The organism is Ensifer sp. PDNC004 (assembly GCF_016919405.1).
Taxonomy (GTDB): Bacteria; Pseudomonadota; Alphaproteobacteria; order Rhizobiales; family Rhizobiaceae; genus Ensifer.
Genome location: NZ_CP070352.1, coordinates 331,888 through 358,200, shown reverse-complemented (window position 1 = coordinate 358,200; position 26,313 = coordinate 331,888). Strand labels below are relative to the sequence as shown.

Annotated in this window: 23 protein-coding genes; 7 read left to right on the top strand and 16 right to left on the bottom strand. The window is 63.1% G+C overall.

Features of this window, described 5'->3' with window-relative positions:
• Positions 1–24: 24 nt before the first annotated feature.
• A complete protein-coding gene (locus tag JVX98_RS01595) occupies positions 25–1,500 on the bottom strand; it encodes a M81 family metallopeptidase (protein ID WP_205236644.1) in 1,476 nt (491 codons plus the stop codon).
• Between the two features lie 122 nt (positions 1,501–1,622).
• The gene (locus tag JVX98_RS01590) at positions 1,623–2,120 is read right to left on the bottom strand and encodes a hypothetical protein (RefSeq protein WP_205236643.1); all 498 of its coding nucleotides are present in this window, start codon (positions 2,118–2,120) and stop codon (positions 1,623–1,625) included.
• Between the two features lie 114 nt (positions 2,121–2,234).
• Here JVX98_RS01590 and JVX98_RS01585 point away from each other — a divergent pair, with 114 nt between their 5' ends.
• From JVX98_RS01585 to JVX98_RS01560, 6 genes are all read left to right on the top strand, one after another.
• A complete protein-coding gene (locus JVX98_RS01585) occupies positions 2,235–2,624 on the top strand; it encodes a RidA family protein (RefSeq protein ID WP_205236642.1) in 390 nt (129 codons plus the stop codon).
• A gap of 71 nt (positions 2,625–2,695) precedes the next feature.
• Positions 2,696–3,559, top strand: coding sequence for a MurR/RpiR family transcriptional regulator (locus JVX98_RS01580; RefSeq protein ID WP_043613460.1), 864 nt, complete (start codon positions 2,696–2,698; stop codon positions 3,557–3,559).
• A 21-nt stretch (positions 3,560–3,580) separates the two neighbouring features.
• Positions 3,581–4,357, top strand: a complete 777-nt coding sequence (locus JVX98_RS01575) for an SDR family oxidoreductase (RefSeq protein ID WP_205236641.1) — start codon at positions 3,581–3,583, stop codon at positions 4,355–4,357.
• Between the two features lie 23 nt (positions 4,358–4,380).
• A complete protein-coding gene (locus JVX98_RS01570; RefSeq protein ID WP_205236640.1) occupies positions 4,381–6,300 on the top strand; it encodes a beta-N-acetylhexosaminidase in 1,920 nt (639 codons plus the stop codon).
• Positions 6,301–6,311: 11 nt separating this feature from the next.
• Positions 6,312–7,754 carry a M81 family metallopeptidase gene (locus JVX98_RS01565; RefSeq protein WP_205236639.1) on the top strand — a complete coding sequence of 481 codons (1,443 nt, stop codon included), beginning with the start codon at positions 6,312–6,314 and terminating at the stop codon, positions 7,752–7,754.
• Positions 7,755–7,932: 178 nt separating this feature from the next.
• On the top strand, positions 7,933–9,153 hold the full coding sequence (locus JVX98_RS01560; protein WP_192449709.1) for an MFS transporter: 1,221 nt from the start codon (positions 7,933–7,935) through the stop codon (positions 9,151–9,153).
• A 1-nt stretch (position 9,154) separates the two neighbouring features.
• On the opposite strand, the gene JVX98_RS01555 is transcribed toward JVX98_RS01560, so the two are convergent.
• The 14 genes from JVX98_RS01555 to JVX98_RS01490 all read right to left on the bottom strand — a co-directional run bounded on the left by JVX98_RS01555 (position 9,155) and on the right by JVX98_RS01490 (position 24,575).
• Positions 9,155–9,793 (bottom strand): hypothetical protein, encoded by a 639-nt coding sequence (locus JVX98_RS01555; protein WP_205236638.1) that lies wholly within the window; start codon positions 9,791–9,793, stop codon positions 9,155–9,157.
• A 267-nt stretch (positions 9,794–10,060) separates the two neighbouring features.
• Complete coding sequence (gene hutU / locus JVX98_RS01550; RefSeq protein WP_205236952.1) at positions 10,061–11,734, bottom strand: urocanate hydratase; 1,674 nt, start codon at positions 11,732–11,734, stop codon at positions 10,061–10,063.
• Between the two features lie 2 nt (positions 11,735–11,736).
• A complete protein-coding gene (hutG, locus tag JVX98_RS01545) occupies positions 11,737–12,555 on the bottom strand; it encodes an N-formylglutamate deformylase (RefSeq protein WP_205236637.1) in 819 nt (272 codons plus the stop codon).
• Position 12,556: 1 nt separating this feature from the next.
• On the bottom strand, positions 12,557–14,092 hold the full coding sequence (hutH, locus tag JVX98_RS01540; RefSeq protein WP_205236636.1) for a histidine ammonia-lyase: 1,536 nt from the start codon (positions 14,090–14,092) through the stop codon (positions 12,557–12,559).
• On the bottom strand, positions 14,089–15,333 hold the full coding sequence (hutI, locus tag JVX98_RS01535) for an imidazolonepropionase (RefSeq protein ID WP_205236635.1): 1,245 nt from the start codon (positions 15,331–15,333) through the stop codon (positions 14,089–14,091). Before hutI ends, hutH begins: the two co-directional genes overlap by 4 nt.
• Before the next feature lie 298 nt (positions 15,334–15,631).
• Complete coding sequence (gene phnN, locus JVX98_RS01530) at positions 15,632–16,216, bottom strand: phosphonate metabolism protein/1,5-bisphosphokinase (PRPP-forming) PhnN (RefSeq protein ID WP_205236634.1); 585 nt, start codon at positions 16,214–16,216, stop codon at positions 15,632–15,634.
• Positions 16,213–17,352 carry an alpha-D-ribose 1-methylphosphonate 5-triphosphate diphosphatase gene (locus JVX98_RS01525; protein ID WP_205236633.1) on the bottom strand — a complete coding sequence of 380 codons (1,140 nt, stop codon included), beginning with the start codon at positions 17,350–17,352 and terminating at the stop codon, positions 16,213–16,215. Before JVX98_RS01525 ends, phnN begins: the two co-directional genes overlap by 4 nt.
• Position 17,353: 1 nt before the next feature.
• Complete coding sequence (locus tag JVX98_RS01520) at positions 17,354–18,061, bottom strand: DUF1045 domain-containing protein (RefSeq protein ID WP_205236951.1); 708 nt, start codon at positions 18,059–18,061, stop codon at positions 17,354–17,356.
• Positions 18,062–18,187: 126 nt separating this feature from the next.
• Positions 18,188–19,705 (bottom strand): phosphonate ABC transporter, permease protein PhnE, encoded by a 1,518-nt coding sequence (phnE, locus tag JVX98_RS01515; RefSeq protein ID WP_205236632.1) that lies wholly within the window; start codon positions 19,703–19,705, stop codon positions 18,188–18,190.
• 9 nt (positions 19,706–19,714) lie between these two features.
• Positions 19,715–20,677 carry a phosphonate ABC transporter, permease protein PhnE gene (gene phnE / locus JVX98_RS01510; protein WP_205236631.1) on the bottom strand — a complete coding sequence of 321 codons (963 nt, stop codon included), beginning with the start codon at positions 20,675–20,677 and terminating at the stop codon, positions 19,715–19,717.
• A 169-nt stretch (positions 20,678–20,846) separates the two neighbouring features.
• On the bottom strand, positions 20,847–21,752 hold the full coding sequence (phnD, locus tag JVX98_RS01505; RefSeq protein WP_205236630.1) for a phosphonate ABC transporter substrate-binding protein: 906 nt from the start codon (positions 21,750–21,752) through the stop codon (positions 20,847–20,849).
• Positions 21,753–21,836: 84 nt separating this feature from the next.
• Complete coding sequence (gene phnC, locus JVX98_RS01500) at positions 21,837–22,679, bottom strand: phosphonate ABC transporter ATP-binding protein (protein WP_205236629.1); 843 nt, start codon at positions 22,677–22,679, stop codon at positions 21,837–21,839.
• 240 nt (positions 22,680–22,919) lie between these two features.
• Positions 22,920–23,303 carry a YciI family protein gene (locus tag JVX98_RS01495; protein WP_192449719.1) on the bottom strand — a complete coding sequence of 128 codons (384 nt, stop codon included), beginning with the start codon at positions 23,301–23,303 and terminating at the stop codon, positions 22,920–22,922.
• Positions 23,304–23,414: 111 nt separating this feature from the next.
• A complete protein-coding gene (locus JVX98_RS01490) occupies positions 23,415–24,575 on the bottom strand; it encodes a glycosyltransferase (RefSeq protein WP_205236628.1) in 1,161 nt (386 codons plus the stop codon).
• Positions 24,576–24,787: 212 nt separating this feature from the next.
• On the opposite strand from JVX98_RS01490, the gene JVX98_RS01485 reads away from it, so the two are divergent.
• The gene (locus tag JVX98_RS01485) at positions 24,788–26,308 is read left to right on the top strand and encodes a lipopolysaccharide biosynthesis protein (RefSeq protein WP_205236627.1); all 1,521 of its coding nucleotides are present in this window, start codon (positions 24,788–24,790) and stop codon (positions 26,306–26,308) included.
• Positions 26,309–26,313 lie beyond the last annotated feature (5 nt).

The following is a 26,313-nucleotide window of genomic DNA, read 5'->3' as shown; positions in this document are numbered from 1 at the left end:
GCCCGGCGACGCTACCACAAATCGTTAGGCCGCGCCCTTCTCGGTTGCGTGCGGGTTCTCGACCTTCGGCCAGATATTCTTCGGCGCGCGCTTGTAGTCGGTCTTTGCCGGATTGTTGGGGTAGGGCGTGCCGGCCGAGCAATAGAGGATCTCCGCAGCGATCTTGGAGAACGAGGCGTAGAAGTGGTTGGTCGACTTGATGACCAGGATCTTCTTTTCCGTCGGGTCGATGCCCATCACCGAAAACAGGCTCGGATCGAAGCTTTGCGCCCGGGTCGAATTGAGGATGATGTCGATACCCTTGAAACGGATGTGAGCCGCATCTCCGAAGGGAGCGAAGCTCTCGCCGAAGCGCATCTCGGCATTCCGCACCAGCTTGACCACCTTGACCGTGCCATCGACCGGATTGCCGGTTCCCGGCGCCGACTTGGCGCCGAAGCGCAAGGGGATTTCGGCGCCTTCGCCCGCCGCCATGCAGATCTGCACCGCCATCGGATCCCAGATCGTGCCGACGGCAACGTCGGTTGCGCCGCGGGCGAGCAACTCTTCAAGCAGCACCGTCGCGTCGCCGGCCGTACCGCCGCCCGGGTTGTCCCAGACATCGGCGATGACGACGGGGCCTCTGGTTGCCGCGAGCGCCTCGTCGACCGCCTGCTTCTCGTCGATTTGCGGCATGATGAAGGTGCCGCGGTGTGAGAAGAGTTCGAGACCCAGTTCCCGCGCGAGGTTCGCGCCCTTCTCCGGCTTGCCGTTGGTGACGGCGAGCAGCTTCGTCCCCATTTCCGGGACGTCGCCGGCCATGAAGCCGTGGATCACGGAAAGAGAAAGCACGTCAGCGTCTTCTTTCTCGATTCGCATCAGCTTGTCGACGAAGGAGCGCATCGGATCGCGTGAAGTCGGATAGACGTCGATCATCCGACAGTCGAAGATCGACATGACGGGCGTGATGCGGCCTTCGAGCGTGTCGACGGCGATCTTCCAGAGATCCTCGGCCCGGTCGACGAAGTCGGTGTGCGGGAACTCCTTGAAGTAGACGAAGAAGGTCGACGCGGCGGCGCGCTTGGCGGTCAGGTGGCTATGGGGGTCGAGTTCGGCGCAGACGAGGATATCGGGACCGACGATTGCGCGCACGCGCGTCAGCAGGTCGCCTTCGGGGTCTTCGTAACCATCGGCGACCATCGCGCCGTGCAGGCCGAGCACCACGGCGTCGACGGGCATGGCGGCGCGCAACTGGCCAAGGATCTCGTCGCGCAGGTCTTCATAGGTTTCGCGATTGACGAGGCCAGCCGGGTCCGCCCAGGTCGCGGTCCCCTCGATCAGGTCCCAGCCCTTCTCCGCGCAGACGCGCCGGCCGACGGTGATTGGCGCCGTGCAAAGCGTCGGCGTCTCCGGGTGTTCTCCCGGCGGAGCGTAGAGCGAGGCTTCGAAGGCCCTGCGGTCGATGCAGATCGGAGAGAAGGTGTTGGTCTCGGTCGCAAGCGCCGCTGTGAAGATCCGCAATGCCGTTGCCTTTTCTATCACGTCACGCCCGCAGCGCCGCTCATCCGTCCGGATGAGCGAAAGCCGCTGCAAGCTCTAAGTCTGGCGCATGATTTTTCCCGGACGGGTGACGATCCAGGAAATTATGCGGAAGCCGTGTCCATCGGGTTTGGCAGGTAGCCGGTAAAGCCGGCGATCTTCCAGCGTCCTTCATGCAGACGGCAGTAATAGACTGTCTGCCATTTCAGGATGTCGACGCTGCCGTCCGTCTTCTTCAGGCTGCCATCGAACTTCTTGCGCGCCAGCGCCTGCTCGCCGTTGATCTCGATGTCCTCGAGCGTTGTCGTGGTGAAGATCGCAGTGCGCGGATCTTCGGCGAAGCTCTGTGTCGCAAAATCCTGCGCCTGGCGCAGCCACTCTTCGCGATAGGCGGCGAGCGACGGGAACGTCAGCCGCCAATTGTCCGGATTGGTTTCGCGGCGTCCATCGATGCCGATGAAGCTCTCTCCGACGAAATCGTCTGCAACCATCGACCAGTCGGCTGCCAGAAAGGCAGTGATGTCGCGGGAGACCAGCATCTCCCAGATCGAGTGGCGTGCAGCATCGGAGGAGGGGAATGGATTGAGAAAAGGATCCCGCATATTCGCGCCCTGGATTGAAATTCTTTTCATGAATGGTGTTTTTCGCTAGCCAAATTCAGCTTTCTATGGTCACTTGTCAACGATCAAAGAAAATAATTTGCAAGAAGGCTCAAGATGACGATCAAGCGCTATGGTGCGGAACAGGTCGGCGCTGGCGGCAAAACTTTGCCCTTTGCGCGCGCTGTCGAGGCGGACGGCTGGCTCTATGTCTCCGGTCAGGTCGCCATGGAAAACGGCGAGATCATCGAGGGTGGGATCATCCCCCAGACCCACAAGACGATCGCCAATGTGACGGCCATCCTGGCGGAAGCCGGCTACGGCCCGGAGCACGTGGTTCGTTGCGGCGTATGGCTCGACGATCCCCGGGACTTCTGGACATTCAACAAGATCTACCAGGAGTACTTCGGCGCGCATCCGCCGGCACGGGCCTGCGTCCAGTCGTCGATGATGGTCGATTGCAAGGTCGAGATCGACTGCGTGGCCTATAAGCCGAAGGAAGGTTGATCCTGGAGCGGGAGCGGTTTTCGGTCCGCAGCCCGCTCTCATTCGTGATCCGAGCAAGGCGTAAGCGGGCGATGGACATCTTCGCGACACTGCAGGAAGAAAAAGGGCGGCTCTCCCAATCGGAAAACCGCATTGCCGATATTCTCCTGAACGACTTCGAGTTCGCGGTGAACGCCTCCATCATCGAGCTCGCGGGCAAGGCGGACGTTTCGCCGCCGACGGTCACCCGCTTCTGTCGCCGGCTGGGCTGTGACAGTTTCTCCGACTTCAAGGTGCAGCTTGCGCGAACCGCCTACATCGGCATGCGCTACCTGAAGCCGGAGCCGAAGAGCCGCGAGACCGGCGACGTCGCCCAGGACATCATCACCAAATCGCAGAACGCGCTGTTCTTGCTGCATCGTTCGCTCGATCTGGCCGCGATTGAACAGGCGGTCGAGCGCATCGCCTCAGCGGAAATGATCTACGCCTTTGGTTCCGGTGGTAATTCGTCGATGATCGCCGGCGAGCTTCAAAACCGGCTCTTTCGTTTCGGGCTGCGCATCACATCCAGCTCTGATCACAGCATGCAACTGATGATGACGGCGGCGGCCCGGCCGACGGACGTGCTGATCGGCTCCTCCTTTTCCGGCCGTAACGCCGAACTGGTGCGCGCCTTCACGCTCGCCCGCGAACTGAAAGTGCCGACCATCGCGTTGACGCAGAGCGGCAGCCCGGTGGCCAACGCTGCCAGCATCACCGTTCCGGTCGACCTGCCCGAGGGCAACAACATCTACCGTCCCACCTCCACCCGCATCGCCTATCTGGCGCTGCTCGACATCCTCTCCAGTCTCGTCGCCTACCGGGTTCAGCCGCAGGCAACGGCCACACTTCGGCGCATCAAACAGCAACTGGTGACGCACCGCGACGGTGACGACCGCCAGCTTCTCGGAGACTGACGTGCCGCGAAAGGTCAACGCATGACGCAATCTCTCGCGATCGTCACCGGCGCCGCCGGCGATATCGGCCGTGCTATCGCCCGCAAGCTTTCCGAAGACCATGACGTGGTCCTGCTCGTCGACATCGATGCGGAGGCCGCCGAAAAGGCAGCAACGGCGCTTGGCGACGAGAAGCGCTTCATCGCTGTCGCCTGTGACGTGACCAACGCCGAAAGCGTGGCGGCGATGGCGGCGAAGGCCGCGGAGAAGGGCGCCGTCCGCACTCTCGTCAACAATGCGGGCGCCGCCCGTGCCGTCAGCCTGCACGACACGACGCCGGAGATCTGGCGCATGGACAATGCGCTAAACCTCGAGGCAGCCTTCCTCACCTTTCGCGCCGTCGAGGACATGCTGAAAGAGACCCACGGTTCGGTCGTCAACATCGCCTCGGTCAACGGCATGAACGTCTTCGGCCACCCGGCCTATAGCGCCGCCAAGGCCGGCCTCCTGCATCTGACCCGACTGATCGCGGTCGAGTACGGCAAGTTCGGCATCCGCTCGAATGCGGTGGCGCCCGGTACGGTGCGCACCCAGGCCTGGGAGGCGAGGGCGGCATCGAACCCGGACGTATTCGAAGAGGCGCGCCGCTGGTATCCGCTGCAGCGCATCGTCAATCCCGATGACGTCGCCAATGCCGTGCACTTCCTGGCAGGCCCGCTGGCGGCCGCCATTTCGGGCGTCTGCTTGCCTGTCGATTGCGGCCTGACCGCCGGACAGGCGGAGCTGGCCCGCACGTTCTCGCAATCAAGCCACTACTGACATAAGCATACTGGAGGATGAGCATGCACCCGGTTTCCTACCGTCTCGAGGCGTCCTGGCAGCCGGATGGCGGGCCGTTCGGGCGGTTTACCTTCACGCTGTTCAATTTCTCCGGAGCGCCGCTTTCCGGTTTCAGGATCGTCTATACCTCGCTCACCCGGGTGATCGATCCCAAGGCCTGCGACAATGCCGTGTTCCTGCGCCGCAACGCCAACTTTCACGAATTCGCACCGCCAGCGGGGCTGACGATCGATAACGGTGGAAGCTGGACCTTCACTGTCAGCGGCCTGCACCGCAATGCGCGCCATTGCACCGATGGTGCGAAGTCCGCCTATCTGACGCTTGCCGATGGCCGGCACGTGCCGGTTGCCGTCTCCGACCTGCTGCTTGAAAATGCTGTCAGCGAGCCGCCGCCTGTGCGGCTGCCGGAAGGCAAGCTCGATCAGCCCTATGCGTTGCAGCCCTGGCCGGCGAAGCTCGAGCTTCGTGCTGGAGACGGATTCCCCGTCGTTCTCTATCCGGCGGTCGGCGCGTCGGGCGAAGATGTCGCAGCCGTCGATACGGTTCTGGCGATGTACCATCGCCTGTTTACTGCGGGTCACGCCCCCTTCAGCCTGGCGGCCTCAAAGCAGGGGCAGGCGATCGTCTTTGCCGCCGACACTGGTCTTAAGGCCGAGGCCTATCGGCTCGACTTTTCCGAGACCGAAATTCGCCTCAGCTTTGGCGGCAGCGCCGGCCGGCAATATGGTTTGATCAGTCTGGTCCAGCTTCTGGACGGGGCACGCAACCATCCGGGCAAGTTCCGCTTTCCGGCGAGCGGCACAATTTCGGATGCTCCGCGTTACAGCTGGCGCGGTTGCCATCTCGACGTCTCCCGCCAGTTCTATCCGACGGCGGATGTGGCGCGGCTAATCGACATTCTCGCCTGGTTCAAGTTCAACGTTTTCCATTGGCATTTGACCGACGATGAGGCCTGGCGCCTGGAGATCAAGGCCTACCCGCAACTGACGACGCTTGGCGTGTTGCGCGGGCCGGATGAGCCGCTGTTGCCGCAACTCGGCAACAGCGCTGAGCCCGTCGGCGGCTTCTACAGTCAGGAGGACGTCAAGGCGATCGTCGCGCAGGCGACGGCCCTGCATGTCGATGTCGTACCGGAGATCGACATTCCCGGCCACAGCACGGCGACCCTGGTGGCGCTGCCGGATCTGACCGATGGCCAGGAGGCGCCGGAGAGCTACCACTCGGTTCAGGGCTATCCCAACAACGCGCTCAACCCGGCCGTTGCCTTCACCTATGAATTCCTGGAGACGGTCCTCGACGAGATGGTCGAGCTTTTCCCGAGCGCCTACATCCACATTGGCGGCGACGAAGTGGCGAACGGGTCATGGCTCGCTTCGCCGCTGGCCAAGAAGCTGATGGAGCAGGAAGGCATTTCCGGCACCTTCGCGCTGCAATCCTACTTCCTGAAACGGGTCAAGCAGATGCTGACGGCGCGTGGCCGCAAGCTCGCCGGCTGGAACGAGGTGGCGCATGGCGGCGGTGTCTCGACCGCTGATACGCTGCTGATGGCCTGGGAGCGACCGGAGGTCGGGATCGAACTCGCCCGCGAAGGCTATGATGTGGTGATGACCCCCGGCCAAGCCTATTACCTCGACATGGCGCAGGCTGACGCCTGGCAGGAGCCGGGCGCAAGCTGGGCCGGTACGGCGACACCTGCGCACACCTATGGCTACGAGGCCGAGGGCGAGTTCCCGGACGAATTGAAGGCGCGCCTCAGAGGCGTGCAGGCCTGCATCTGGTCCGAGCATTATCTTTCGCGCGGCTACTTCAACCGTCTCGTCTTCCCGCGGCTTCCAGCGATCGCCGAAGCGGCATGGACACCGAAGTCGGCGAAGGACTGGCTTCGCTTTGCGGCCATCGCGCCGCTCAGCCCGAACCTCTGAGGGGAACGCCCATGCGCATCGCCGTTGGTGGGATCCATACCGAATGCAGCACCTACTCGCCTGTCCTAATGACGGAGGAAGATTTTCGCGTGCTGCGCGGAAAGGCGCTGCTGGACGCCGAGTACTTCGGGTTCATGAAAGCCGAAGGCGTCGAGCATCTGCCGCTGCTGCATGCGCGCGCCGTTCCGGGTGGCCCAGTGTCGCGCCCGACCTACGACGCCTTCAAGGCGGAGTTCCTCGACAAGCTGCGTGAAGCCCTGCCGATCGACGGCCTCTATCTCGCCATGCACGGCGCCATCAAGGTCGATGGGGTGGACGATGCGGAAGGGGACTGGATCTCGGCCGCCCGCGCTGTCGTCGGCCCCGCTTGCCCCATCGCGGCCAGTTACGACCTGCATGGCAATGTCAGCCAGAAGATCATCGATCAGCTCGACATCTTTGCCGCCTATCGAACCGCGCCGCATATCGACACGCCGGAGACCATGACCCGTGCCTGGTCGATGCTCGTCTCGGCGCTGAGAGACGGGACGCGTCCCGGCATCGCCTGGGCACCGGTTCCGGTCCTGCTTCCCGGCGAATGCACATCGACCGAGGACGAGCCGGCAAAGTCGCTTTACGCGCAACTGCCCGAAATGGATAAGCGGCCGGGCGTGCTCGATGCCAACCTGATGGTCGGTTATGTCTGGGCCGACGAGCCGCGGGCGACCGCCTGTGCGGTGGTAACTGCCACGGATAGGGCGGCGGCCAAACGCGCAGCGGAGGAGATTGCCGCCGGCTACTGGTCCGAGCGTCGCAACTTCCGCTTCGGTCCGGCGACGGGCCCACTGAACGAAATGCTCGATATCGCCGAGCGGGCAACGACGACGCCGATCATTCTTGCGGATTCCGGTGACAACCCGACCGGCGGCGGCGTCGGCGACCGCGCCGATGTGCTGAAGGCGCTGCTCGCCCGCGGCTGGCGGGGCGCCTTGATTGCAGGTATCACGGACCTGCCTGCGGTCGAAGCCTGCTTTGCCGCTGGTATCGGCGAAACGTTGATGCTCAAGATCGGCGGCAGCCTCGATCCGGCAAGCCCTCGCGCAGAGATGCTGGCTGAGGTCGTCACGCTGGATGATCCCGGGCCTGCGAAAGAGCGGCAGGCGGTGGTGCGTGTCGGCGCGATCGATGTGGTCATCGCGGCACGCCGCAGGCCCTACCACAACATCGAGGATTTCCGGCGGCTGGGCCTGGATCCCAAGGCCGTTCGGCTGCTCGTCGTCAAGTCGGGCTATCTTTCGCCTGAACTGGCGCCGATCGCCAACCCCAACCTGATGGCCCTGACTGACGGGGTCGTCAATCAGGACATACAGGGGCTCGCGAGTCTGCGCCGTCAGCGACCGGCCTATCCGTTTGACCAGGACTTTGCCTTCGAACCTGTCGCCCGTTTTTCGGCGCGTTGGTCGAGCGGCGCCTGAGACATATTTTGCACTTTCCCTCCCCGATTTCCGGGTAGGGCTTTCATCAAAGCGCCGCGTGTCGTTCGACCTGCAAGAAGCGCAGAACCTTGGCCTTCCGCATAACACCGTCCTTAAATCGATCACAATTTAAGCGATTGTGCGATATCCTCCACCCGCTTCGCGGACACGTTCTAGCATGACCTCCACCATTCTCAGCGCCATGCGCAACCCGGCCATGCGGATCAGCATGCTGGCAATCTTCCTGTTCGGGTTTGCCGGTGCGGCCACCTCGCCCTATCAGTCGGTCGTCGGTATCAACGAGCTGGGGCTCAGCGACGCTGTCTATTCGCTGCTGATCCTGCTTGCGTCGACGGTGAACGTCATCGTCAGCGTTTCAATCGGCATCCTGGCCGATCGCGTCGGCAACTACCGACTGCTGATGTCGACGGCGATCTTTTTCGGCGTTGTCGGCTACGGCATCGTCTATGTGCTCCCGCACCAGATGAGCTTCGTCGTCAGCGTCCTCTTGCTGCTGCCGATCTACGGCGCGGTCTACACGCTGCTTTTCGCCAATGTGCGCAGTATCGCCCGGCGGATGAGCGGCCATGATGCTGCATCGCTGACGACGGGCGCCCGCGCGGCCATATCCGTGTCCTGGGTTCTGGTGCCCGGACTGGTCGGCTTTGCGCTCGCCGGCGGCGACAGCATGTTGCCGGCCTACCTGCTCGCCTGTCTCGGTTGCCTTGCCAATCTGCTGATCGTCTATTTCAAACTGCCCAACGAAAGCGGGGCCGACGCATCGCTCGGCAAGCGGCTTTCGTACTGGACGTCTTTTCGGGAGATCCTGGCGCCGCGGATTTTCCTGCGCGTGATCGCGGTTGCGATCATCACCTCGTCGCTGCACGTCAACGCCGCCGTGCTGCCTTTGATCATGACCGACGAGATTGGCGGCAGTGTCACCGATATCGGCATCATCGTCGGCATTGTCGCCTTCCTCGAAGTCGTGTTCATCTTCGTCTGGGCGCGCATCCAATTGAGCCTCGTTCCATTCAAGGCGCTGGCGCTCGGGACCGCAATCTATATTGGCTACATGGTGCTGCTCGGCTTCTCGACCGCGACCTGGCAAATCTACGCGCTTACGCTGATCAGCGCCTTTGGCGCCGCCGCGTTGATCACCATCCCGATCAGCTACCTCCAAGACCTGATTGCCGACCGACCGGGATTGGGAAGCTCGCTGCTCGCCGTGAACCTTTTCCTGAGCGGCGGTCTTTGCGCCGGGCTTTTTGCACTCGGCACGCGGATCAGCGATTACTCGGGCACCGCCCTGCTTGGCGGTGCCGGGGGCTTTGCCGGGCTGGTGCTGCTGCTCGCGCTCGACGGCGATAAATCAGGGAAGAAAACAATCCGGCGCTCGTGAGTCAGTCCCAGGGCTCGTCGACAAAAGTGCAGGTGAACTTTGTCTGGTTGTCCTGGAGACATCTCTTCTTCTGATCGGCGAGGATCATGATCCTTGCGAAGAAGCGCGAAAAGTCGGCTTTGCTGGAGGTAAAGGTGGCGATCCCCAGAGCGTGCGCCTGGGCCTGCGCCACGCAAGTCGCCAATTCCTGGTCGGGGACATCGCTGTTTGCAACGATGACGGCTCGGTCAAACCGTCCTTCCGCAGAATAGTTTACGGCGGAAGCGCAATTCGGTACGCCAGTTGCGGCAGTATCGTTCAGCAGGCGCTCGTAGTAGGCGTCGAAGCCGAAGTCTTCAATTTTTCTGACGTCGACCCGCCCATTCTTGACGACGTCTTTTCTGAAGATCACGCCGATGGTATTTCTTCCAAGGCCCGGTTGAGCCTTGGTCTCAAGTCCGGCGGCCATGGCGATCATTTGAATTGTCGAGAAGACCACGTCCCTCTTCTTGGTCTCCCCCTGGCTCATTCCGACGCCGATAAACTCCGGGAAGGCGGTAAAATGCCGTTCTCCGTTGCGAACAGGGCCGAAGAAACTCACGGTCTGAGCGAGCGCGGACGAGGCAACAAAGACGCTCGCAAGAAGCCCGGTTGCAAACATCAGATGTCTAATGGTTCTTCTCCTGTTCGTGCCCTAACGCATCAAGCCTTCTCGTCAAAGCCAGCGCGCGCGTGAGCGAACGGAGACGTCCTGCAACGCGTCGCGGGCAATGCGATGGCATCTCGATTTTTCTAGCATTGCTATCAACGGCTGCAAGGCGCCGGAGCCTGGAAGACGCACTCCTGACAGCAGTCTCATCAAAAAGTGATAGGGGCGCCTTTCGACGCCCCTATCTGTAGGTCCTTGATTATGTCGGTCGGGCGCGGCTCAGTTGCCGAGAATGCCCGGCAGGTGCAGGCCTTTTTCCTTGGCGCAATCGAGCGCGATCTCGTAGCCCGCATCGGCATGGCGCATGACGCCGGTTGCCGGGTCGTTCCAGAGCACGCGCTCCAGGCGCTTGGCCGCATCATCGGTACCGTCGGCGCAGATGACGACGCCCGAATGTTGCGAGAAGCCCATCCCGACGCCGCCGCCATGGTGCAGCGACACCCAGGTGGCGCCCGATGCGGTGTTGAGCAGAGCGTTCAGAAGCGGCCAGTCGGAAACGGCGTCCGAGCCGTCCTTCATCGCTTCGGTCTCGCGGTTCGGCGAGGCGACCGAGCCGGAGTCGAGATGGTCGCGGCCGATGACGACCGGCGCCTTCAGTTCGCCGTTCCTGACCATCTCGTTGAAGGCGAGGCCAAGTCGGTGGCGATCGCCGAGACCGACCCAGCAGATGCGCGCCGGCAGGCCCTGGAAGGAGATGCGCTCGCGCGCCATGTCCAGCCAGTTGTGCAGATGGGTGTTGCCGGGGGTCAGTTCCTTGACCTTGGCGTCGGTCTTGTAGATGTCTTCCGGATCGCCCGACAGAGCCGCCCAGCGGAACGGACCGATGCCGCGGCAAAACAGCGGGCGGATATAGGCCGGCACGAAGCCCGGGAAGGCGAAGGCGTTTTCGAGACCCTCTTCCTTGGCGACCTGGCGGATGTTGTTGCCGTAGTCGAAGGTCGGGATGCCCATGTCCTGGAAGGCGATCATCGCTTCGACATGCTCGCGCATCGAGGCGCGGGCGGCTTTCTCGACCGCCTTCGGGTCGCTTTCGCGCTTGGCCTTCCATTCGGCCATCGTCCAGCCCTTCGGCAGGTAGCCGTTGACCGGGTCGTGCGCCGACGTCTGGTCGGTGACCATGTCCGGGCGGATGCCGCGGCGAACCATCTCCGGCAGGATCTCGGCAGTGTTTCCGAGCAGGCCGACGGACTTGGCTTCGCCGTTCTTCGTCCAGCGGGCAATGATTTCCATTGCCTCATCCAGCGTCTCGGCCTTCTCGTCGAGATAACGGGTGCGCAGGCGGAAATCGATCGAGTCAGGATTGCACTCGACGGCAAGGCACGATGCGCCGGCCATGACGGCGGCGAGCGGCTGGGCGCCGCCCATGCCACCGAGACCACCGGTCAGCACCCACTTGCCCTTGAGATTGCCGCCGTAATGCTGGCGGCCGGCTTCCACGAAGGTCTCGTAGGTGCCCTGCACGATGCCTTGGGTGCCGATGTAGATCCACGAGCCGGCGGTCATCTGGCCGTACATGGCGAGGCCCTTCTTATCCAGTTCGTTGAAATGGTCCCAGTTCGCCCAGTGCGGCACGAGGTTGGAGTTGGCGATGAGAACGCGGGGCGCATCCTTGTGGGTGCGGAATACGCCGACCGGCTTGCCGGACTGCACCATCAGGGTTTCGTCGTCGTTGAGGTCCTTCAGCGTCTCGACGATCTTGTCGAAGTCAGCCCAGGTGCGCGCCGCGCGACCGATACCGCCATAGACGACCAGCTCGTGCGGGTTTTCCGCGACGTTCGGGTCCAGATTGTTCATCAGCATGCGCAGCGGCGCTTCGGTCAGCCAGCTCTTGGCGTTGAGCGTGGTGCCCTGAGGGGCGCGCACGTCGCGAATGTTGTGGCGCGGATTGTTGATGGTCATGCCTCGCTCCCTGTCAGTGTCTTGAGGTCAAATGCGATGGTTTCGATGCGGTTCAGGATCGCTCCCAGCGGCTTTCGCAACAGGGCGGATCGTGTGGCGTCGAGCGCGAAAGGCGGTTCTTCGGCGGCGAGATGGGTCGATTGCGCGAGCTCCATCTGAATGGCATGCACGCCGGTTTCCGGGCGACCATAGTGGCGGGTGGTCCAGCCGCCCTTGAAGCGGCCGTTGAGAATGCTGCTGTAACCTTCGGCACCGGCGGCGATTTCGGCCGTCGCCTTCTCGATCTGGGGCGCGCAGGTCTTGCCCATGTCGGTGCCGATGTTGAGATCCGGCAGCTTGCCTTCGAACAGGAACGGGATGTGCGAGCGGATCGAGTGGCAATCATAAAGCACGACCACGCCATGGATCGCTTTCACCCGCTCGATCTCGGCGGCAAGGGCCGCGTGATAGGGTGCATGGAACCCCTGGAGACGTTCGGCGATATCGGCTTCGGTCGGTGACTCTCCATCCTTCCAGATCGACTTGCCGTCGAAATCCGTTTCCGGGATCAGCCCGGTCGTGTTCTGACCGGGGTAGAGGCTCACGCCTTCGGGATCCCGGTTGGCGTCGATCACATAGCGATGGAAGGTGGCGCGAACGACGGTCACCTCCGGCAGAAGACCATCATAGAGCTGATGGATATGCCAATCGGTATCGGCGAGGATCCGGCCGTTGTCGTTCAGCCGATCCCGGATCGCCGCTGGCACGTCGGTGCCGGTATGCGGAAAGCCGAGAATGATCGGCGAGTTGCCTCTTTTGACTTCGACGACAGCCATCTCAAGCCTCCAGGCTTGGCAGGATGCCGGCAGCGACGGCGGCGTTCAGTCGGCCCGAGGCGATGAGGTCGCCGGCGGCTTTGAGGTCGTTGGCCATGTAGCGATCTTCTTCGATCGTCGGCGAGACGGCGCGAAGGGCGGCGGCGGCCTTCTGCAATTCGGGGCTGGTGGCGAGCGGGGCGCGGAATTCGACGCCCTGGACGGCGGTCAGTGCTTCGATGCCGACGATCGAGAACAGGTTTTCGGTCATCTGCAGCAGGCGGCGCGCGCCGTGGCATGCCATGGAAACGTGGTCTTCCTGGTTGGCCGACGTCGGCGTCGAGTCGACAGAGGCGGGATGCGAGAGTTGCTTGTTCTCGGACATCAGGGCCGCCGAGGTGACCTCGGCGATCATCAGACCGGAGTTCAGGCCCGGCTTCTTGGCGAGGAAGGCCGGCAGGCCGTAGGAAAGGGCAGGATCGACGAGCAGCGCGATGCGGCGCTGCGAGATCGCGCCGATCTCGCAGACGGCAAGGGCGATCTGATCGGCGGCAAAGGCGACCGGCTCGGCATGGAAATTGCCACCGGAAACAACGGAATTGTCCGAAAGAACCAGCGGGTTGTCGGTGACGGCGTTGGCTTCGGTTTCGAGCACGCGTGCGACTGAGCGCAGGAGATCGAGGCAGGCGCCATCGACCTGCGGCTGGCAGCGGATGCAGTAGGGATCCTGCACGCGCTCGTCGCCTTCGATATGGCTTTCGCGGATCGCGGAACCCGCGAGCAGAGCGCGCAGAGCCGCGGCCGTGTCGATCTGGCCACGATGGCCGCGCAACGTATGGATATCTGGATGGAAGGGCGCGGACGAACCCATGGCTGCGTCCGTCGACATGGCGCCGGTGATGAGCGCTGCCTGTGCGGCACGGTGGGCACGGAAGAGGCCGGCGAGCGCCAGCGCCGTCGAGGTTTGGGTGCCGTTGATCAGCGCCAGGCCTTCCTTGGCGGCAAGCACCACAGGCTTGAGGCCGGCGGCGGTCAGCGCTTCGGCGCCGGCCAGGCGGCGGCCCTCGAAGTAAGCTTCGCCGTGGCCCATCATGACGGCGGCCATATGGGCGAGTGGCGCGAGGTCGCCGGAGGCGCCGACCGAGCCCTTTTCGGGGATGACCGGGATGACGCCCTTTTCGAGCATGGCTTCGATCAGGCGTACGAGTTCGAGGCGGACGCCGGAGGCGCCGCGGCCAAGCGAGACGAGCTTCAGCGACAGGATGAGGCGCACGATATTTTCGGCAAGCGGCTCACCGACGCCGCAGCAATGCGACAGGATCAGGTTGCGCTGCAGCGTTGCGACATCGGCACTGTCGATCTTGATCGAGGCGAGTTTGCCGAAGCCCGTGTTGATGCCGTAAACCGGGGCGTTGCCGGCGACGATTTCGGCAATGCGGCGCGCGGCCTTGTCGATGCCGGCATCAAAAGACGGATCGAGACGGGCCGGCTCGCCGGTCCAGTAGATGGTTTCGAGGTCGCGGAGGGGCACGGAGCCCGGGTGTAGAGTGATGGTCATTGACCGGTCCTTTGCCCTCTAAAGATGCGTTCATGAAGCGGATTGAAGCCGATGCGGTAGACGAGTTCGGCCGGATCCTCGATGTTCCAGATTGCCAGATCGGCGGACTTGCCGACTTCGACCGTGCCGGTTTCGGCCAGCAGGCCAAGCGCGCGGGCGGCTTCGCGCGTTGCACCGGCAAGGCATTCGGCAACCGTCAGTCGGAAGAACGTCGCCGACATGTTCATCGTGAGAAGCAGCGAGGTCAGCGGCGAGGTACCGGGATTGCAGTCGGTGGCGATCGCGATCCGCGCGCCAGCGTCACGCAAAGCCTGGACCGGCGGCAGGCGCTCTTCGCGTAGCGCATAGAAGGCGCCCGGCAAGAGCACGGCGACCGTGCCTGACTTCGCAAGGGCTACAGCGCCTTCTGCGTCGAGATATTCGAGGTGGTCCGCCGAAAGCGCGCCGTAAGAGGCCGCGAGCTTTGCGCCGCCGAGATTGGAAAGCTGTTCTGCGTGCAGTTTGACCGGCAGGCCAAGTGCCTTGGCGCGGTCGAAGACGCGGGCGATCTCGGTGGTCGAAAAGGCAATGCCCTCGCAGAAACCGTCGACCGCATCGACCAGGCCCTCGGCATGGGCGGCGTCTAGTCCAGGCAGCACGACGTCGGTGATGTAGTCACCGTTGCGGCCCTTGTAGTCCGCAGGCGTTGCGTGTGCGGCGAGATAGCTCGTGACAACGCGCACCGGCCGCAGTGTTTCGAGCTTGCGGGCGGCGCGCAGCATGTTGAGCTCGGCCGTGACGTTGAGGCCGTAGCCGGATTTGATTTCGACGGTCGAGACGCCCTCGGCAAGTAGCGTGTCGAGCCGCGGCAGCGCGGTTTCGACCAGTTGGTCGACCGTCAGCGCATTGGTCGCCTTGACCGACGAGACGATGCCGCCGCCGGCGCGCGCGATCTCTTCGTAGGTCGCGCCTTCCAGCCGCATCTGGAATTCGCGGGCGCGGTTGCCGCCGTGAACGAGATGGGTGTGGCAGTCGATCAGCGCGGGCGTCATTACGCGGCCCTGGCAGTCCGCAGCTTCGAGGCTGCGTGCGAGTTCGGCGGGCACCCCGTTCTCCGGCCCGGCATAGGCGATCCGCCCATCGACGACCGCCACGGCCGCATTCTCGACGAGGCCAAGACCGTCAACGGATTCGCCAAGCGTCACGAGACGCGCATTGCGCCAAATGCCGGATGCTGGCTTGCGGGTCGAGAGTTCGTTCATCAGGTCGCCTCCACTGGATATAATGTATATACATATTAACTTGCTTCACAAGAGGAAATTTATGGAGCCTGCGGAAAAGGAAAGGGCGATCGGCCGAGTGAAGCAGAGCGGGAGCTTTGAGAAAATGGCCGTAGAACTCTGACTTCGCTGGAATTTCTTCTCGTGGGTTCGTCATCACGGCAGGTAAAAAGAAAAGGCTCCGAACCCTGAGGTTCGGAGCCTTCGCCTGTCCTTGTAATGGAGATCGCGATGCGTGCCTGCGACTCGCAAGCCTGCCGGGCCGCGAACGTGGATCACGCTAAACCGCGTGATCCGCCTTTGCGCGCAGCCGCTCGACCACCTCGACAAAGCGGTTTCCGGCAATGTCGAGGCGCCCGCTGTTGTCGATCACGTTGACATCGGGGCCTGAGGTGACGTCAGGCGCCTGGCGGCTGAGGCGCCGCAAAACTTCCTCTTCACTCTCGCGACCGCGCTCGGCAAGTCGTTTTGCAAGCACCGGCGTCTCGGCTGTAACAACGACGACGGCGATCTCACCGAAGGCTTCGCGGAACGCCGGCAGGGCACCGCGGCTGCCATTGACGATCGCCGTCATGCCGTCCCTGACATTCCTGAGCACGACGGCGGGGATGCCGTATCGCAGCCCATGCGCATCCCAGAAGACGGCGAAGGCGCCGTCCTTCTGCATCTCGACGAACTCGTCTTCCGAGACGCTTTCATGCACTTCACTGCCGGCATCCGACGGACGGGTGATGACGCGGCGGACGAAATGCACGTCGTGACAATCGGCAAAGTGCCGGGCGGCAAAGCCCATGACGCTGTCCTTGCCGGCGCCGCTCGGCCCGACAACGACGACGAGCGCGCCGCCCTTTTCGGTCGCGCTCATGCGACACGCCGTCCTTCGCGCCAGACGGAGCGCACGACCGGGATGCCTTCCTTGCGGTGCACGCGGGCGATATCGGCGCGAAGGCCAACCGCGATGCGACCGCGGTCATCGAGACCGACGGTGCGCGCCGGCGTCGACGTCACCATGGCGATTGCCTTTGGCAAATCGACGGCGTCGAGTTCATCGGAGAGCACGAAGGGGGCGTGGATCAGGCTGAAGGGCACATAGTCCGACGACAGCACGTCGAGCACGCCGCGCTCGGCGAGATCGCGGGCGGCGATGTTGCCGGAGTGCGACTTGCCACGCACGATGTTCGGCGCGCCCATGAGCACGCTGAGGCCCGCGCGGTGCGACGCCTCGGCGGCCTCGAAGCTCGTCGGGAACTCCGCAAGCTTGATACCGAAGCCGATCGATTCCTCGACGTGGTCGACGGTCGCGTCGTCATGGCTGGCGATGGTGATACCGCGGGCCGCACAGGCCTCGGCGAGCGCGGTGCGGTGCGGACCGGCATACTTTGCCGACAATGCCTGCTGCCGCTCGACGAAGCGCGCGAATTCCTCGTCCGAGAAGCCGCGCTTGGCTTTGTAGTAGAGCGTGTACTGGTCCATCGTCTGGAACTGCCGCTGACCCGGCGCATGGTCCATCAGCGAGACGAGCTTGACCTGCGGGTCGTTCTGGAAGTCCTCGTAGTGATCGAGCACGTCGGAGGTCGAGACCTCGCAGCGCAGGTGGATCAGGTGATCGGCGCGAAGGCGACCCTCTTCCTTGGCCTGGGCCAACGCGTCGGCCATGCTGCGCATTTCGCCCTTCTGGAAGCCGCCGTCCTCGTCGGAGCCGAGACGCAGGCAGTCGAAGACCGTGGTGATGCCGGAGGTGACGACCTGGGCGTCATGGGCCTGGATCGCCGCGATCTTCAGCCAGCGCACGCCGGGGCGCGGCGAGTAATGGGCTTCGAGGTGGTCGGTGTGCAGCTCGATCAGGCCGGGGATCAGATAGTCGCCTTCGAAGTCCTCGCCGCTGGCAACCGTGCCCGCGGAGATATCGGCAATCTTGCCGTCGCGGATCAGCACCGAACCATCGAGGATGCTATCCTCGAGGACGATGCGGGCGTTGGTCAAAACCTGTTCTTTGCTCATCTCATGCGATCTTTCGTTGGGTGTCGCTGCCGAGCGGCAGCAGGGAGCGGACAGTAAAGGGTGCGCCGCGCTCCGGTTCGACGAAAAGCGCGACTGACGTAACGTGAAGCGGCTTGCCGATATGTTCGGCAAAGGTGGTTTCGAGCGCGGTACGCATCACGCCGCTGGCTTCCGTGGGCACCGGGCCAGTCAAGGTCAAGTGGAACTCGAACTCTTCGAAAACATAAGGATACCCCCATTCTCTGAGGTAGCGTCTCTGTCGTTCCGGCAGGCTGTTTGGATTGCGGCGGGCAAAGTCGGCGTCCGACAGCGGCGCACGGAACGGGTCGAAGCGGTGGACGGCGTCTTCGGCCAAATCCTGCAGGTCGGCGCAAGGCGCGGACGGCACGAGTGCGAAGAACGGGCCCAACTGGTGCAGCACGATTTCGGGGATCTCGAACGGGTCGAGGTCGGCGGCAAAGCACTCGAAAATACTTAGAAGCTCGCCTTCGTCCCGACCTTCGGCAAGTTCGAAAGGCGCTTTCAGCGTGCCGTGAAAACCGTAGCGCCGAGGGTCGGCCGTCAGTGCGCGTTGCGTCTCTTCGTCAATCCCGGCGATCGTCGGAAGCGTGAGGTCTTCGCCGGTAAAGGCGTCGCGCCCCAGCCAACGGGAGGCGACCTGCGACAGCCGGCTGTCCGCCGGCGGCGCGAAATAGATGGCATAACGCACGGTCTTCACTTTCTTGTAGCGACCGGCCCGCCAGGGCGGGGGTCGATTGTTTGCGGGATGCGATGCGCAGCTAGCCGATTTCCATGACAACATCATGATGGCGGACACGCAAATGCTTGGCTGTCGTCAATGTGCCTTGCTGCCCATCAGGCGCGAACGGCACGCGTTCGAGATGCTGTCGAAAATAAAGACAACCAGCAAGATCAGAAGCACCATATAGGCGACATTTTCCCAATCGGAATTGGTACGCATCGCTTCCCAGAGTTTGAGGCCGATGCCGCCGGCGCCGACGGCGCCGATGATCGTTGCCGAACGGGTGTTCGATTCCCAGAAATAGAGCGCCTGGCTGGCAAAGACCGGCAACACCTGCGGAAGCACGCCGAAGCGTTGCACCGCAAGCGGCGTCGCTCCGACCGATTTCACGCCCTCGCGCTGCTTGTCGTCGATGTTTTCCAGCGCTTCGGAGTAGAGTTTTCCGAGTGTGCCGGTGTCGGTGAAAAAGATCGCCGAGATGCCGGCAAGCGGTCCGGGGCCGAACGCGCGGGTGAAGAACAGTGCCCAGATGAACATGTCCACCGATCGCAGGAAGTCGAAGAAGCGCTTGACCATCTGGTTGGTCAGGAAGCTCGGGGTGATGTTGCGGGCGGCCAAGAAGCAGAGCGGGAAGGCGATCAGCGACGCAAAGAGCGTGCCGACGAAGGCCATAACGACTGTCTGTAGCAGCTTCGTCCAGACATCCAGATGCTGCCACTCGGCATTATAGAGGATGTTGTTCCAGGCAAGCGACAGGTTCGAACGGGCCGGATCGATGCGCTCGCCGGAGGCGATGAGCGAGGCGACCTCGCCGTAGCTTTTGCCGAAGAAGGCCGAGTTGGTGTCGAAGAGGAAGTTCGCCCAACCGAAGAAGCGGTTTCGGACGGAAACCTCGTCGCCTTCGACTTCCGCCCAGCCGGTGGCGCCGAAGGCAAGCACGATCTTTTCACCTGGCCGCTTCTGCGTCGCCCAGGCCGGAAGTGCGCCTTGCGGCCGCACCGTGTCGGCGCCGTCGACGGCCATGACAAGCGTGTCGCCACCATGGGTCGCCTTTACCAGGCCATCGGCGATCTCGATCCTGGTCGAGCGGTTGTAGGTGACGACGACGCGCGTCAGGACTTCTTCCGTCCGGGTTTCGACACGCGCTTCCGCCTCAGGCGTTGTAGTGGAACCCAAGGCCGAGCCGGGCGTCATGAAGCTGAAGGACGAACTGGCCTTCGGCTTTGCTGTCTGTGTCGTCGATGCCGGTATCTCGACTTTGCGGGTCACCGTCTCCTTGTCGAGTTCCACCCAGTCAGAATCGGGATTGGGGCCAAGCGGCGAATTGCGCTGATAGTTGAGGCTCATCGTCCGGTCCGGGGCGACGTGGATCTCGGGGCGCACCTCGTAGGAAACCCAGTCGGCAAGGTAGGTCCCTGCAATGCCCCAGTTGGCGTTGCCGAGCACTTGGCCGATCGAGAAGAACCACCAGCTGAAAATGAGATAGACGATGACGCCGCCGGTGATTGCGGCCGTGCGCACGCGCCTGGAGGTCGAGGATTTCAGGAGCTCGGGATGGCGGCTCGCGATCGCGTCCATTTCCATCGGGTTCAATCGTGTGGTCATGGTCATGGTGCGCACCTACTGGGCAAGCTGGAAGGCCTGCTCGCCAACAAGGCGGCGGCGAAGCCAGGCGGAAAACTGGTCGACGGCGAAAATGGTCGCAAACAGCAGGAGAACAATTGCAAGGGTCTTGGCCTGGTGTCCCTGGCCGATCGAAAGGCGGAGAAGCTCGCCAATGCCGCCGCCACCGACGGCGCCGATGATCGTCGAGGCGCGCACGTTGATCTCGAGGCGCAGCAGGAAGTAACTGGCGAAGTTGGGCAGCACCTGCGGCACCATGCCGAACCACACGCGCTCGATCCAGTTGCCGCCGGCAGCCCGCAGGCCCTCGTCCGGCTTCATGTCGGCGTTTTCCACCACTTCATAAAAGAGCTTGCCGAGCGCGCCGATCGTGTGGATCGAGACCGCGGCGATCGCCGGAATGGGGCCGAGCGAAAGGATCGCAAGGAAGAAGCCGGCGATCACCACCTCCGGAAAGGCGCGAAGAACTTCCATGATGCGGCGAACGATGCCGCGGATCCACGGATTGGGCATCAGGTTGCGGGCGGCGAGGAAGCAGAGCACGAAGCCGAAGGCCGTGCCGATCACCGTCGAGAAGATCGCGATGTTCACGGTCTCCAGCATCTTGTGCACGTATTCGGGAATGTAGAAGCTCTCGGTCAGGTAGAGCCGGCCCTCAGGATAGTTGTATTTGAAGCTGCCGTCGTCATAGGGCGAGGGCAGGTCGAACATGGCGCGGAAAATCTCCAGCCCGTCGCGCGGCGCGAGATCGCCGACGAAATCGAAGAAATGCGGCAAACGGTCGAAGAACTTGCCGGCATTGGAATCGTTGGCGAACCAGAGCGAACCCGACAGCGCCAGGAGGAGAACGCCAAAGCCAAGCCAGGAATAGAGCCGGCGGCGGGAACTGAGCTCCTGCCAGTGACGCTCGATGACGGCGCCGTTGTCGCTCAGATGTCGCGGGAGCAGGGAAGTTGCCATGACCGTTCCGGCTTTCGCCGGCCTCTAGAGCATTTCCAGGAAATTTGCGAAGCGGTTTTCCGCCCCGGAAATGCGTGAAAACAATGCGGCGAAGGATGCGAAAGCACCCCTTCAAACAGTGAAACGCTGGCCGTTTGGGCGGCCAGCGTTCCCGAGTGGTGCGGGTCTATCAGCCGCCGATCGTCGCCTTGCGGGCGTCGATGATCGGCTTGTAGAAGTCGGCGTTGACTTCGGTGTAGCCGGTGAAGTCACCGCCCTGGATGGCCGAGAAGCAGGCCGCGTCGGTCTTCGGCAGGTCCAGCATGAACTGCTTGAACTTCGCCTTCATGTCCTCGTTCATCGTGTTGCGCACGACGATCGGGCCGTTCGGGATCAGCGGCGACTTCCAGAGCTCGACCAGGTCGTTCATGTCGAGGATGCCCTTGTCGACCATCTTCTTCAGGTTGCCCGAGGTGTAGCCGTCCTTGAATTCGCCGACGCCCGAGCCGAAGGTCGTGCCGGCATCGAAGGTGCCCTTGACGACTTCGAGAACGAGGTTTTCGTGACCGCCGCCGAAGCCGGTTTCACCGAAGAATTCCTTGACCGGGGCGCCGATCGCTTCCGGGAGCGTGACGAGCGGGACGAGGTAGCCCGAGGTCGAGTCCGGGTCGGCGAAGCCGAGCTTCTTGCCCTTCAGGTCTTCGATCTTGGTGATGCCGGAATCCTTGCGGGCAACCATGATCGAGTGGTAGCCGGTCGAACCGTCGGTCTGAACGGTCGTCAGGATCGGCTCGACGGCGTCAGCCTTGGCGAGGTAGATCTTGGCGTAGCCGGAAGCGCCAAGTTCGGCGTAGTCGAGCGTGCCGCCGAGCAGGCCCTGGATAACGCCGTCATAGTCGGCGGCCGGGAACAGCGAGACCTTCTCGACGCCAATGGCGGCCGGCAGCTTGTCGACCAGGCACTGGAAGTTGCGCAGGCGGTCGGCTTCGTTTTCGCCGCCGAGGATGCCGATGCGGAATTCCTTCAGGTCTTCAGCCTGGGCGTGGCCGACGAGGGCGAGGAGCGCTACGGCGCCCAGAAGAGCTTTCTTCAGCATAAGGTTCTCCCGTGTCCGGCTTGGCCGGATCCTATTGGGTTTCAAAGAGGTGCCCTTGACGCGGGCTTTCGATCATGGCGGGCGTCAGATGCCGGCCAGTGCCAGCGGCTTGAGGCCGGCCGATGCCGTTTCTTCCTGCGGTACTGCCGCCGGAATGTTGATGCTGGTGGAGGTCATCGATTCCTCGATGCCCGTGTCGGCGCCGTAGATCTCGGCAACGGCTGCTGCCGTCAGATCCTTCGGCTGGCCGTCGAAGACCACGCGGCCGCGCGCCATGCCGATGATGCGTTCGCAATAGTTGCGCGCGGTATCGAGCGTGTGCAGGTTGGTGATGACGGTGATGCCGTCGCGCTCGTTGATGTCGCGCAGCGCATCCATGACGATCTTGGCGTTCAACGGATCGAGCGAGGCGATCGGCTCATCGGCAAGCAGAACCTTCGGTTGCTGCATCAGTGCGCGGGCGATCGCGACGCGCTGCTGCTGACCCCCCGAGAGTGTTCCGGCCGGCTGCAGCGCGGTCTGCTCGATGCCGAGGCGCTCGAGCGCGCCGATCGCCATGATGCGCTCCTCGCGGGTAAACATGTTGAGGATGCTCAAGACCGTCGAGCGGTGGTTGAGGCGGCCGAGAAGCACGTTGGTGAGCACGTCGAGGCGCGGCACCAGGTTGAACTGCTGGAAGATCATCGCGCAGTCGCGCTGCCAGGTGCGAAGTGCCGACCCCCGAAGCGACGAAACTTCCGTGCCGTCGAAGACGATCGCGCCGGAAGACAGGTCCACGAGCCGGTTGATCATGCGCAGGAGCGTCGACTTACCAGCGCCGGAACGGCCGATAACGCCGACCATCTGGCCTTGCGGGATGTCGAAGGTAACCGAACTCACGGCTGTCTTCTTGCCGAACTGGCGGGTTACATTCTTCAACTGAAACATGTCTAGCAGGTCCTCTCCAGGGGAGACCGGTCATCGGTATGACCCTGCCATATCGCCGCTTCATGAAGCCGGAATGTCAGTTTGTTGTAAGTTCTGTTACAGTTCACAGCCCCGCATGTTTGGTTAACCAAATTTGAATGCCGGCGCGCAGGCGCCTGTACTGCCATCAACTTTCAGGGGGAGTTCGCATCAACATCGAGCGGATACCTGCGGTCGGCGGCGCAGGACCGGTGAGGGGCGCTAGTTCTGCGGACCGGGGTCCAGCGTCGCGCCGGGAATGTAGAGTGCAATCGGCCGGATTTCGTAGATCGCGCTCGGATTGGAGCGGCGCAATTCGCGCGCGGCGTCAACGGCGGCGTCGATGGCCGGGAAGTCGACGACGTAGAGGCCGAGCAATTGCTCCTTGGTTTCGGCGAAGGGGCCATCGGTGACGATGCCTTCGCCCTTGCCCCTTAGCGTCACGGCACCTTCGGCGGGTCCGAGCCGGGCGGCCGGGCCAAAGGCCTTCTGCTGGACGAACCGGTCATGAACCTGAAGCAGGTCGGTCATCAGCGCTTCGTCCTCCTCCTCGGTCCAGGATTCGACGACGCCTGCTGCGTGGTAGGCCAAGATTGCGTAATACATGAACCGTCCTCCCGCGTGTATTCCTGTCAGGTTTTGCCGGCGGCATCAACATCTTGTCGCGCGGGCGGCATCACCGGGCGTGCCGCCCGAGAGGGGCGCCTGTTCATCCGATCAGCCCCAGGCCGTCGCCGCCCATCGACAGGCCTGCCGGGCGATCCGCGAACTGCGTGTGAGCTCGCCGCGGGTCGCCGCATCGCGGGCCCTCCAGACGAGGCCGCGCGCGAGCGAGCGGGCAACTTCGCGCCCCGACGGATATCGGCGGCTGAGTGCGCGCAGGCCCTCATCGATCGCGGCATTGCCGAAGACCTCGTCACAATCGTATTTCGATCCCGTTGCGCGCCGCAGGATGCGCTTCTCATGGCCGGTCAAAGCGCTGCGGCTTTCCTCCATCGCGTGTCCGAAGTCGGTGATCGCCACGTCCCAGCGCTTCTTGCGGGCCATGATGGCGCCGCGCTGGAGAAGGGCTCGGCGTCGCTCTTCGGCGCTCTCGATCCGCCGTGTGGGCAGGTAGTCCGCCAGCGGCAGTGTCTGGTGCAGGCGGTCGAATATGAGGGCGTCGTTACTGATCCAGTTTTGATTTCGGCGATGTGCCTGGAAGCGGCTTGCCGCCGGTCCTCTGTCGCCGTCGTGCAAGCGCTGGTGAAAGATGATGTTGCGGGTCGACGTCGCCCTGCCGAGAAGCGACAGCCGGATCAGCATGTCGTAGTCGACGGATCGGGGCAGCGCTTCGTCGAAGGGGCCCGCCGCTTCGTAAAGCCGGCGGCGCACGAGCATGCCCGGCTGATGGACGAAAAAGTCTTCCAGTGTGGCGATCAGGAAGTCGTCCGGCGAGCAGTCGGTCCAGTAGCCGGTGTCGAGGAAACGGGCAGGGGTGTCCAGCTCGTGCTGAAAGCGGACATAGCGCCCATAGGCGATGTCGGTTGATGGATCCGCCTCGAAGACCCGCAGGAGATCGGAGAGGGCCGTCGGACAGACGATGTCGTCATCGTCGACGATCCAGACATATTGGCCAGTGCTCTGTTGCAAGCCGGCATTGAGGGCGCGTGCCTTGCCGGCATTTTCCTGGTTGAGGACGCTGATCCTGTCACCGTATCGGGACAGCACATCCATGGTCTCATCGGTCGAACCGTCGTCGACGACGACGATCTCGTCATCCCCCGCGATCTGCGGCAGCAGCGCGTCGATTGCAGCCGGCAGAAACTGCGCGCGATTGTAGGTCGGAACGATGATCGACACGCGGGCGCAGTTGCGAGATTCTTTCGACAATTTCATGCTTTATGCTCCTCCTCGATCGCTGCCTCCCCTGCAGCGCATTCGCTCGATGAACCGGGTGTCACCCGGAAAACGTGCACAACCATGACGCTTGAAACGTCCACAAAAAGGCGGCCTGCCCTCAATTTCGACAACAAGGCAAAATCTATCGTGAGATGGAAAGCAGGCTTGCTTCGGCTAGTTTGCGAGCCGAACGACGGAAGGCAGATCTATTGAGCCGTGCAGTAAAACTGACCGGGCAAGCCATCTGGGCGTCATTGGGCCAACTGGCGCAGGCGTTGCTTGCAACCATAAGCACCATCATCCTGGCACGAATTCTTGGCGCCGAGACTTATGGTGTGTTCGCGCTCGGTTTGTTGATCGTCGGCTTCGCGGAGATCTTCGTCGGCGGTCATGCCGCCGACATCGTGGTGCAGAAACCGGATGTCACAGCCGGCCATCGCAATGCCGCCTTCGTCGCGCTGAGCGTGATTTCGGTTTTCTCGGCTGCCGTGATCTGGGCGGGTGGGACCGCTGCGGCGGACTTCTTCGAGGCGCCGCAGCTGCAGGCGCCGCTTCTTGCGATGACGGTTCTGCCCGTTCTCACCGGGCTTGCGAGCGTTCCCAACCAGATCCTCGTGCGGCGGCTGCAATTTAATGATCTTGCCCGCATCGGGGCGATCAGCGGAACCCTGGCCGTTCTCGTCGGCGTGGTCTTGGCTTTCTCCGGCGCCGGCATCTGGAGCCTCGTGATCATGGAGATCGCGCGGCGCGCGATGACCCTCGCGATGCTCTTTCCGGCAGCGCGCTGGCGACCCGGCCTCGGCTTTCAGCGGCAGGAACTCGTCGAAGTCCTGCGCTTTGCATCGCGCCGGGTCGAAAACAACGGACTGACCTACATCTCGCAGAACGCGCTGCCGCGGCTGTTCGTCGGCCAATGGCTAGGCACCGAAGCGCTCGGCCTGTTTGCTGTCGCTCGTCGGCTGCTCGACCAGTTGCACAACATTCTGAGCGGTCCCGTTGCGGCAGTCGCCTTTCCCGCCGCCGCGCAGCTGCAGCACGATCGGGAGCGCCTTGCCCGGTTGATCGAGACATCCGTGCGGCTGACGACCTGGGTGTTCTGGCCGGTCGTCCTTGGTGTCGCAATGGTCGCCCCGGTCCTCGTGCCGCTGGCGTTCGGCGACGGATGGGCCGGCGCGATCCCCGTGCTTCAAATCCTTGCGCTTGGAACCCTGCGCGCGCCGGTCTCGAGCTTCAACACGGCGGTGCTGGTCGCGTTCGGCCGCATGGGGTCCGTATCCTTCATTTCCGTTCTGTCGATTGTTCTGGGCGCGGCCTTCCTCGCAGTCGGCGTCCAATATGGCCTCGTCGGCGTTGCCGCCGCGCTGTCGCTCCGGCAATGGACGCTCTGGCCGGTCGGCGCGATGCAGGTCTATCGCGTCTCCGGTCTGCATCCCCTCGGCCAGTTGCGCATGCTTTTCATTGCAGCGCTTCCGTCCTTGATCATGGCCGGTTCCGTCTGGTTTGCCAGCGAGACCATTCATGGCTTGCAGCCGGTGCCGTTGCTCTGCTCACTGGTTGCGAACGGCGTGATCGTGTACGGGCTGGCCTGGGCCGCCTTCAATCCGCGGCAGACGATCCTGTTGCTCAAGGCCATGTCCGATGTCGTGCGTGGGGATTGGGCTTCGGCGAAATCGCGCATCCCGCTGATCCTCGGAACGATTGCCGACCCGCAGGCATCGCGCAACGGCTGATCGGA

What these genes read in the sequence shown, in the direction of transcription:
- JVX98_RS01590 (WP_205236643.1), bottom strand. Translation starts at nt 2,120, where the DNA reads ATGCGGGATCCTTTTCTCAATCCATTCCCCTCCTCCGATGCTGCACGC.
- JVX98_RS01585 (WP_205236642.1), top strand. Translation starts at nt 2,235, where the DNA reads ATGACGATCAAGCGCTATGGTGCGGAACAGGTCGGCGCTGGCGGCAAA.
- JVX98_RS01580 (WP_043613460.1), top strand. Translation starts at nt 2,696, where the DNA reads ATGGACATCTTCGCGACACTGCAGGAAGAAAAAGGGCGGCTCTCCCAA.
- JVX98_RS01575 (WP_205236641.1), top strand. Translation starts at nt 3,581, where the DNA reads ATGACGCAATCTCTCGCGATCGTCACCGGCGCCGCCGGCGATATCGGC.
- JVX98_RS01570 (WP_205236640.1), top strand. Translation starts at nt 4,381, where the DNA reads ATGCACCCGGTTTCCTACCGTCTCGAGGCGTCCTGGCAGCCGGATGGC.
- JVX98_RS01565 (WP_205236639.1), top strand. Translation starts at nt 6,312, where the DNA reads ATGCGCATCGCCGTTGGTGGGATCCATACCGAATGCAGCACCTACTCG.
- JVX98_RS01560 (WP_192449709.1), top strand. Translation starts at nt 7,933, where the DNA reads ATGACCTCCACCATTCTCAGCGCCATGCGCAACCCGGCCATGCGGATC.
- JVX98_RS01555 (WP_205236638.1), bottom strand. Translation starts at nt 9,793, where the DNA reads ATGTTTGCAACCGGGCTTCTTGCGAGCGTCTTTGTTGCCTCGTCCGCG.
- hutG (WP_205236637.1), bottom strand. Translation starts at nt 12,555, where the DNA reads ATGGCTGTCGTCGAAGTCAAAAGAGGCAACTCGCCGATCATTCTCGGC.
- hutH (WP_205236636.1), bottom strand. Translation starts at nt 14,092, where the DNA reads ATGACCATCACTCTACACCCGGGCTCCGTGCCCCTCCGCGACCTCGAA.
- hutI (WP_205236635.1), bottom strand. Translation starts at nt 15,333, where the DNA reads ATGAACGAACTCTCGACCCGCAAGCCAGCATCCGGCATTTGGCGCAAT.
- phnN (WP_205236634.1), bottom strand. Translation starts at nt 16,216, where the DNA reads ATGAGCGCGACCGAAAAGGGCGGCGCGCTCGTCGTCGTTGTCGGGCCG.
- JVX98_RS01525 (WP_205236633.1), bottom strand. Translation starts at nt 17,352, where the DNA reads ATGAGCAAAGAACAGGTTTTGACCAACGCCCGCATCGTCCTCGAGGAT.
- phnE (WP_205236632.1), bottom strand. Translation starts at nt 19,705, where the DNA reads ATGACCATGACCACACGATTGAACCCGATGGAAATGGACGCGATCGCG.
- phnE (WP_205236631.1), bottom strand. Translation starts at nt 20,677, where the DNA reads ATGGCAACTTCCCTGCTCCCGCGACATCTGAGCGACAACGGCGCCGTC.
- phnD (WP_205236630.1), bottom strand. Translation starts at nt 21,752, where the DNA reads ATGCTGAAGAAAGCTCTTCTGGGCGCCGTAGCGCTCCTCGCCCTCGTC.
- phnC (WP_205236629.1), bottom strand. Translation starts at nt 22,679, where the DNA reads ATGTTTCAGTTGAAGAATGTAACCCGCCAGTTCGGCAAGAAGACAGCC.
- JVX98_RS01495 (WP_192449719.1), bottom strand. Translation starts at nt 23,303, where the DNA reads ATGTATTACGCAATCTTGGCCTACCACGCAGCAGGCGTCGTCGAATCC.
- JVX98_RS01490 (WP_205236628.1), bottom strand. Translation starts at nt 24,575, where the DNA reads ATGAAATTGTCGAAAGAATCTCGCAACTGCGCCCGCGTGTCGATCATC.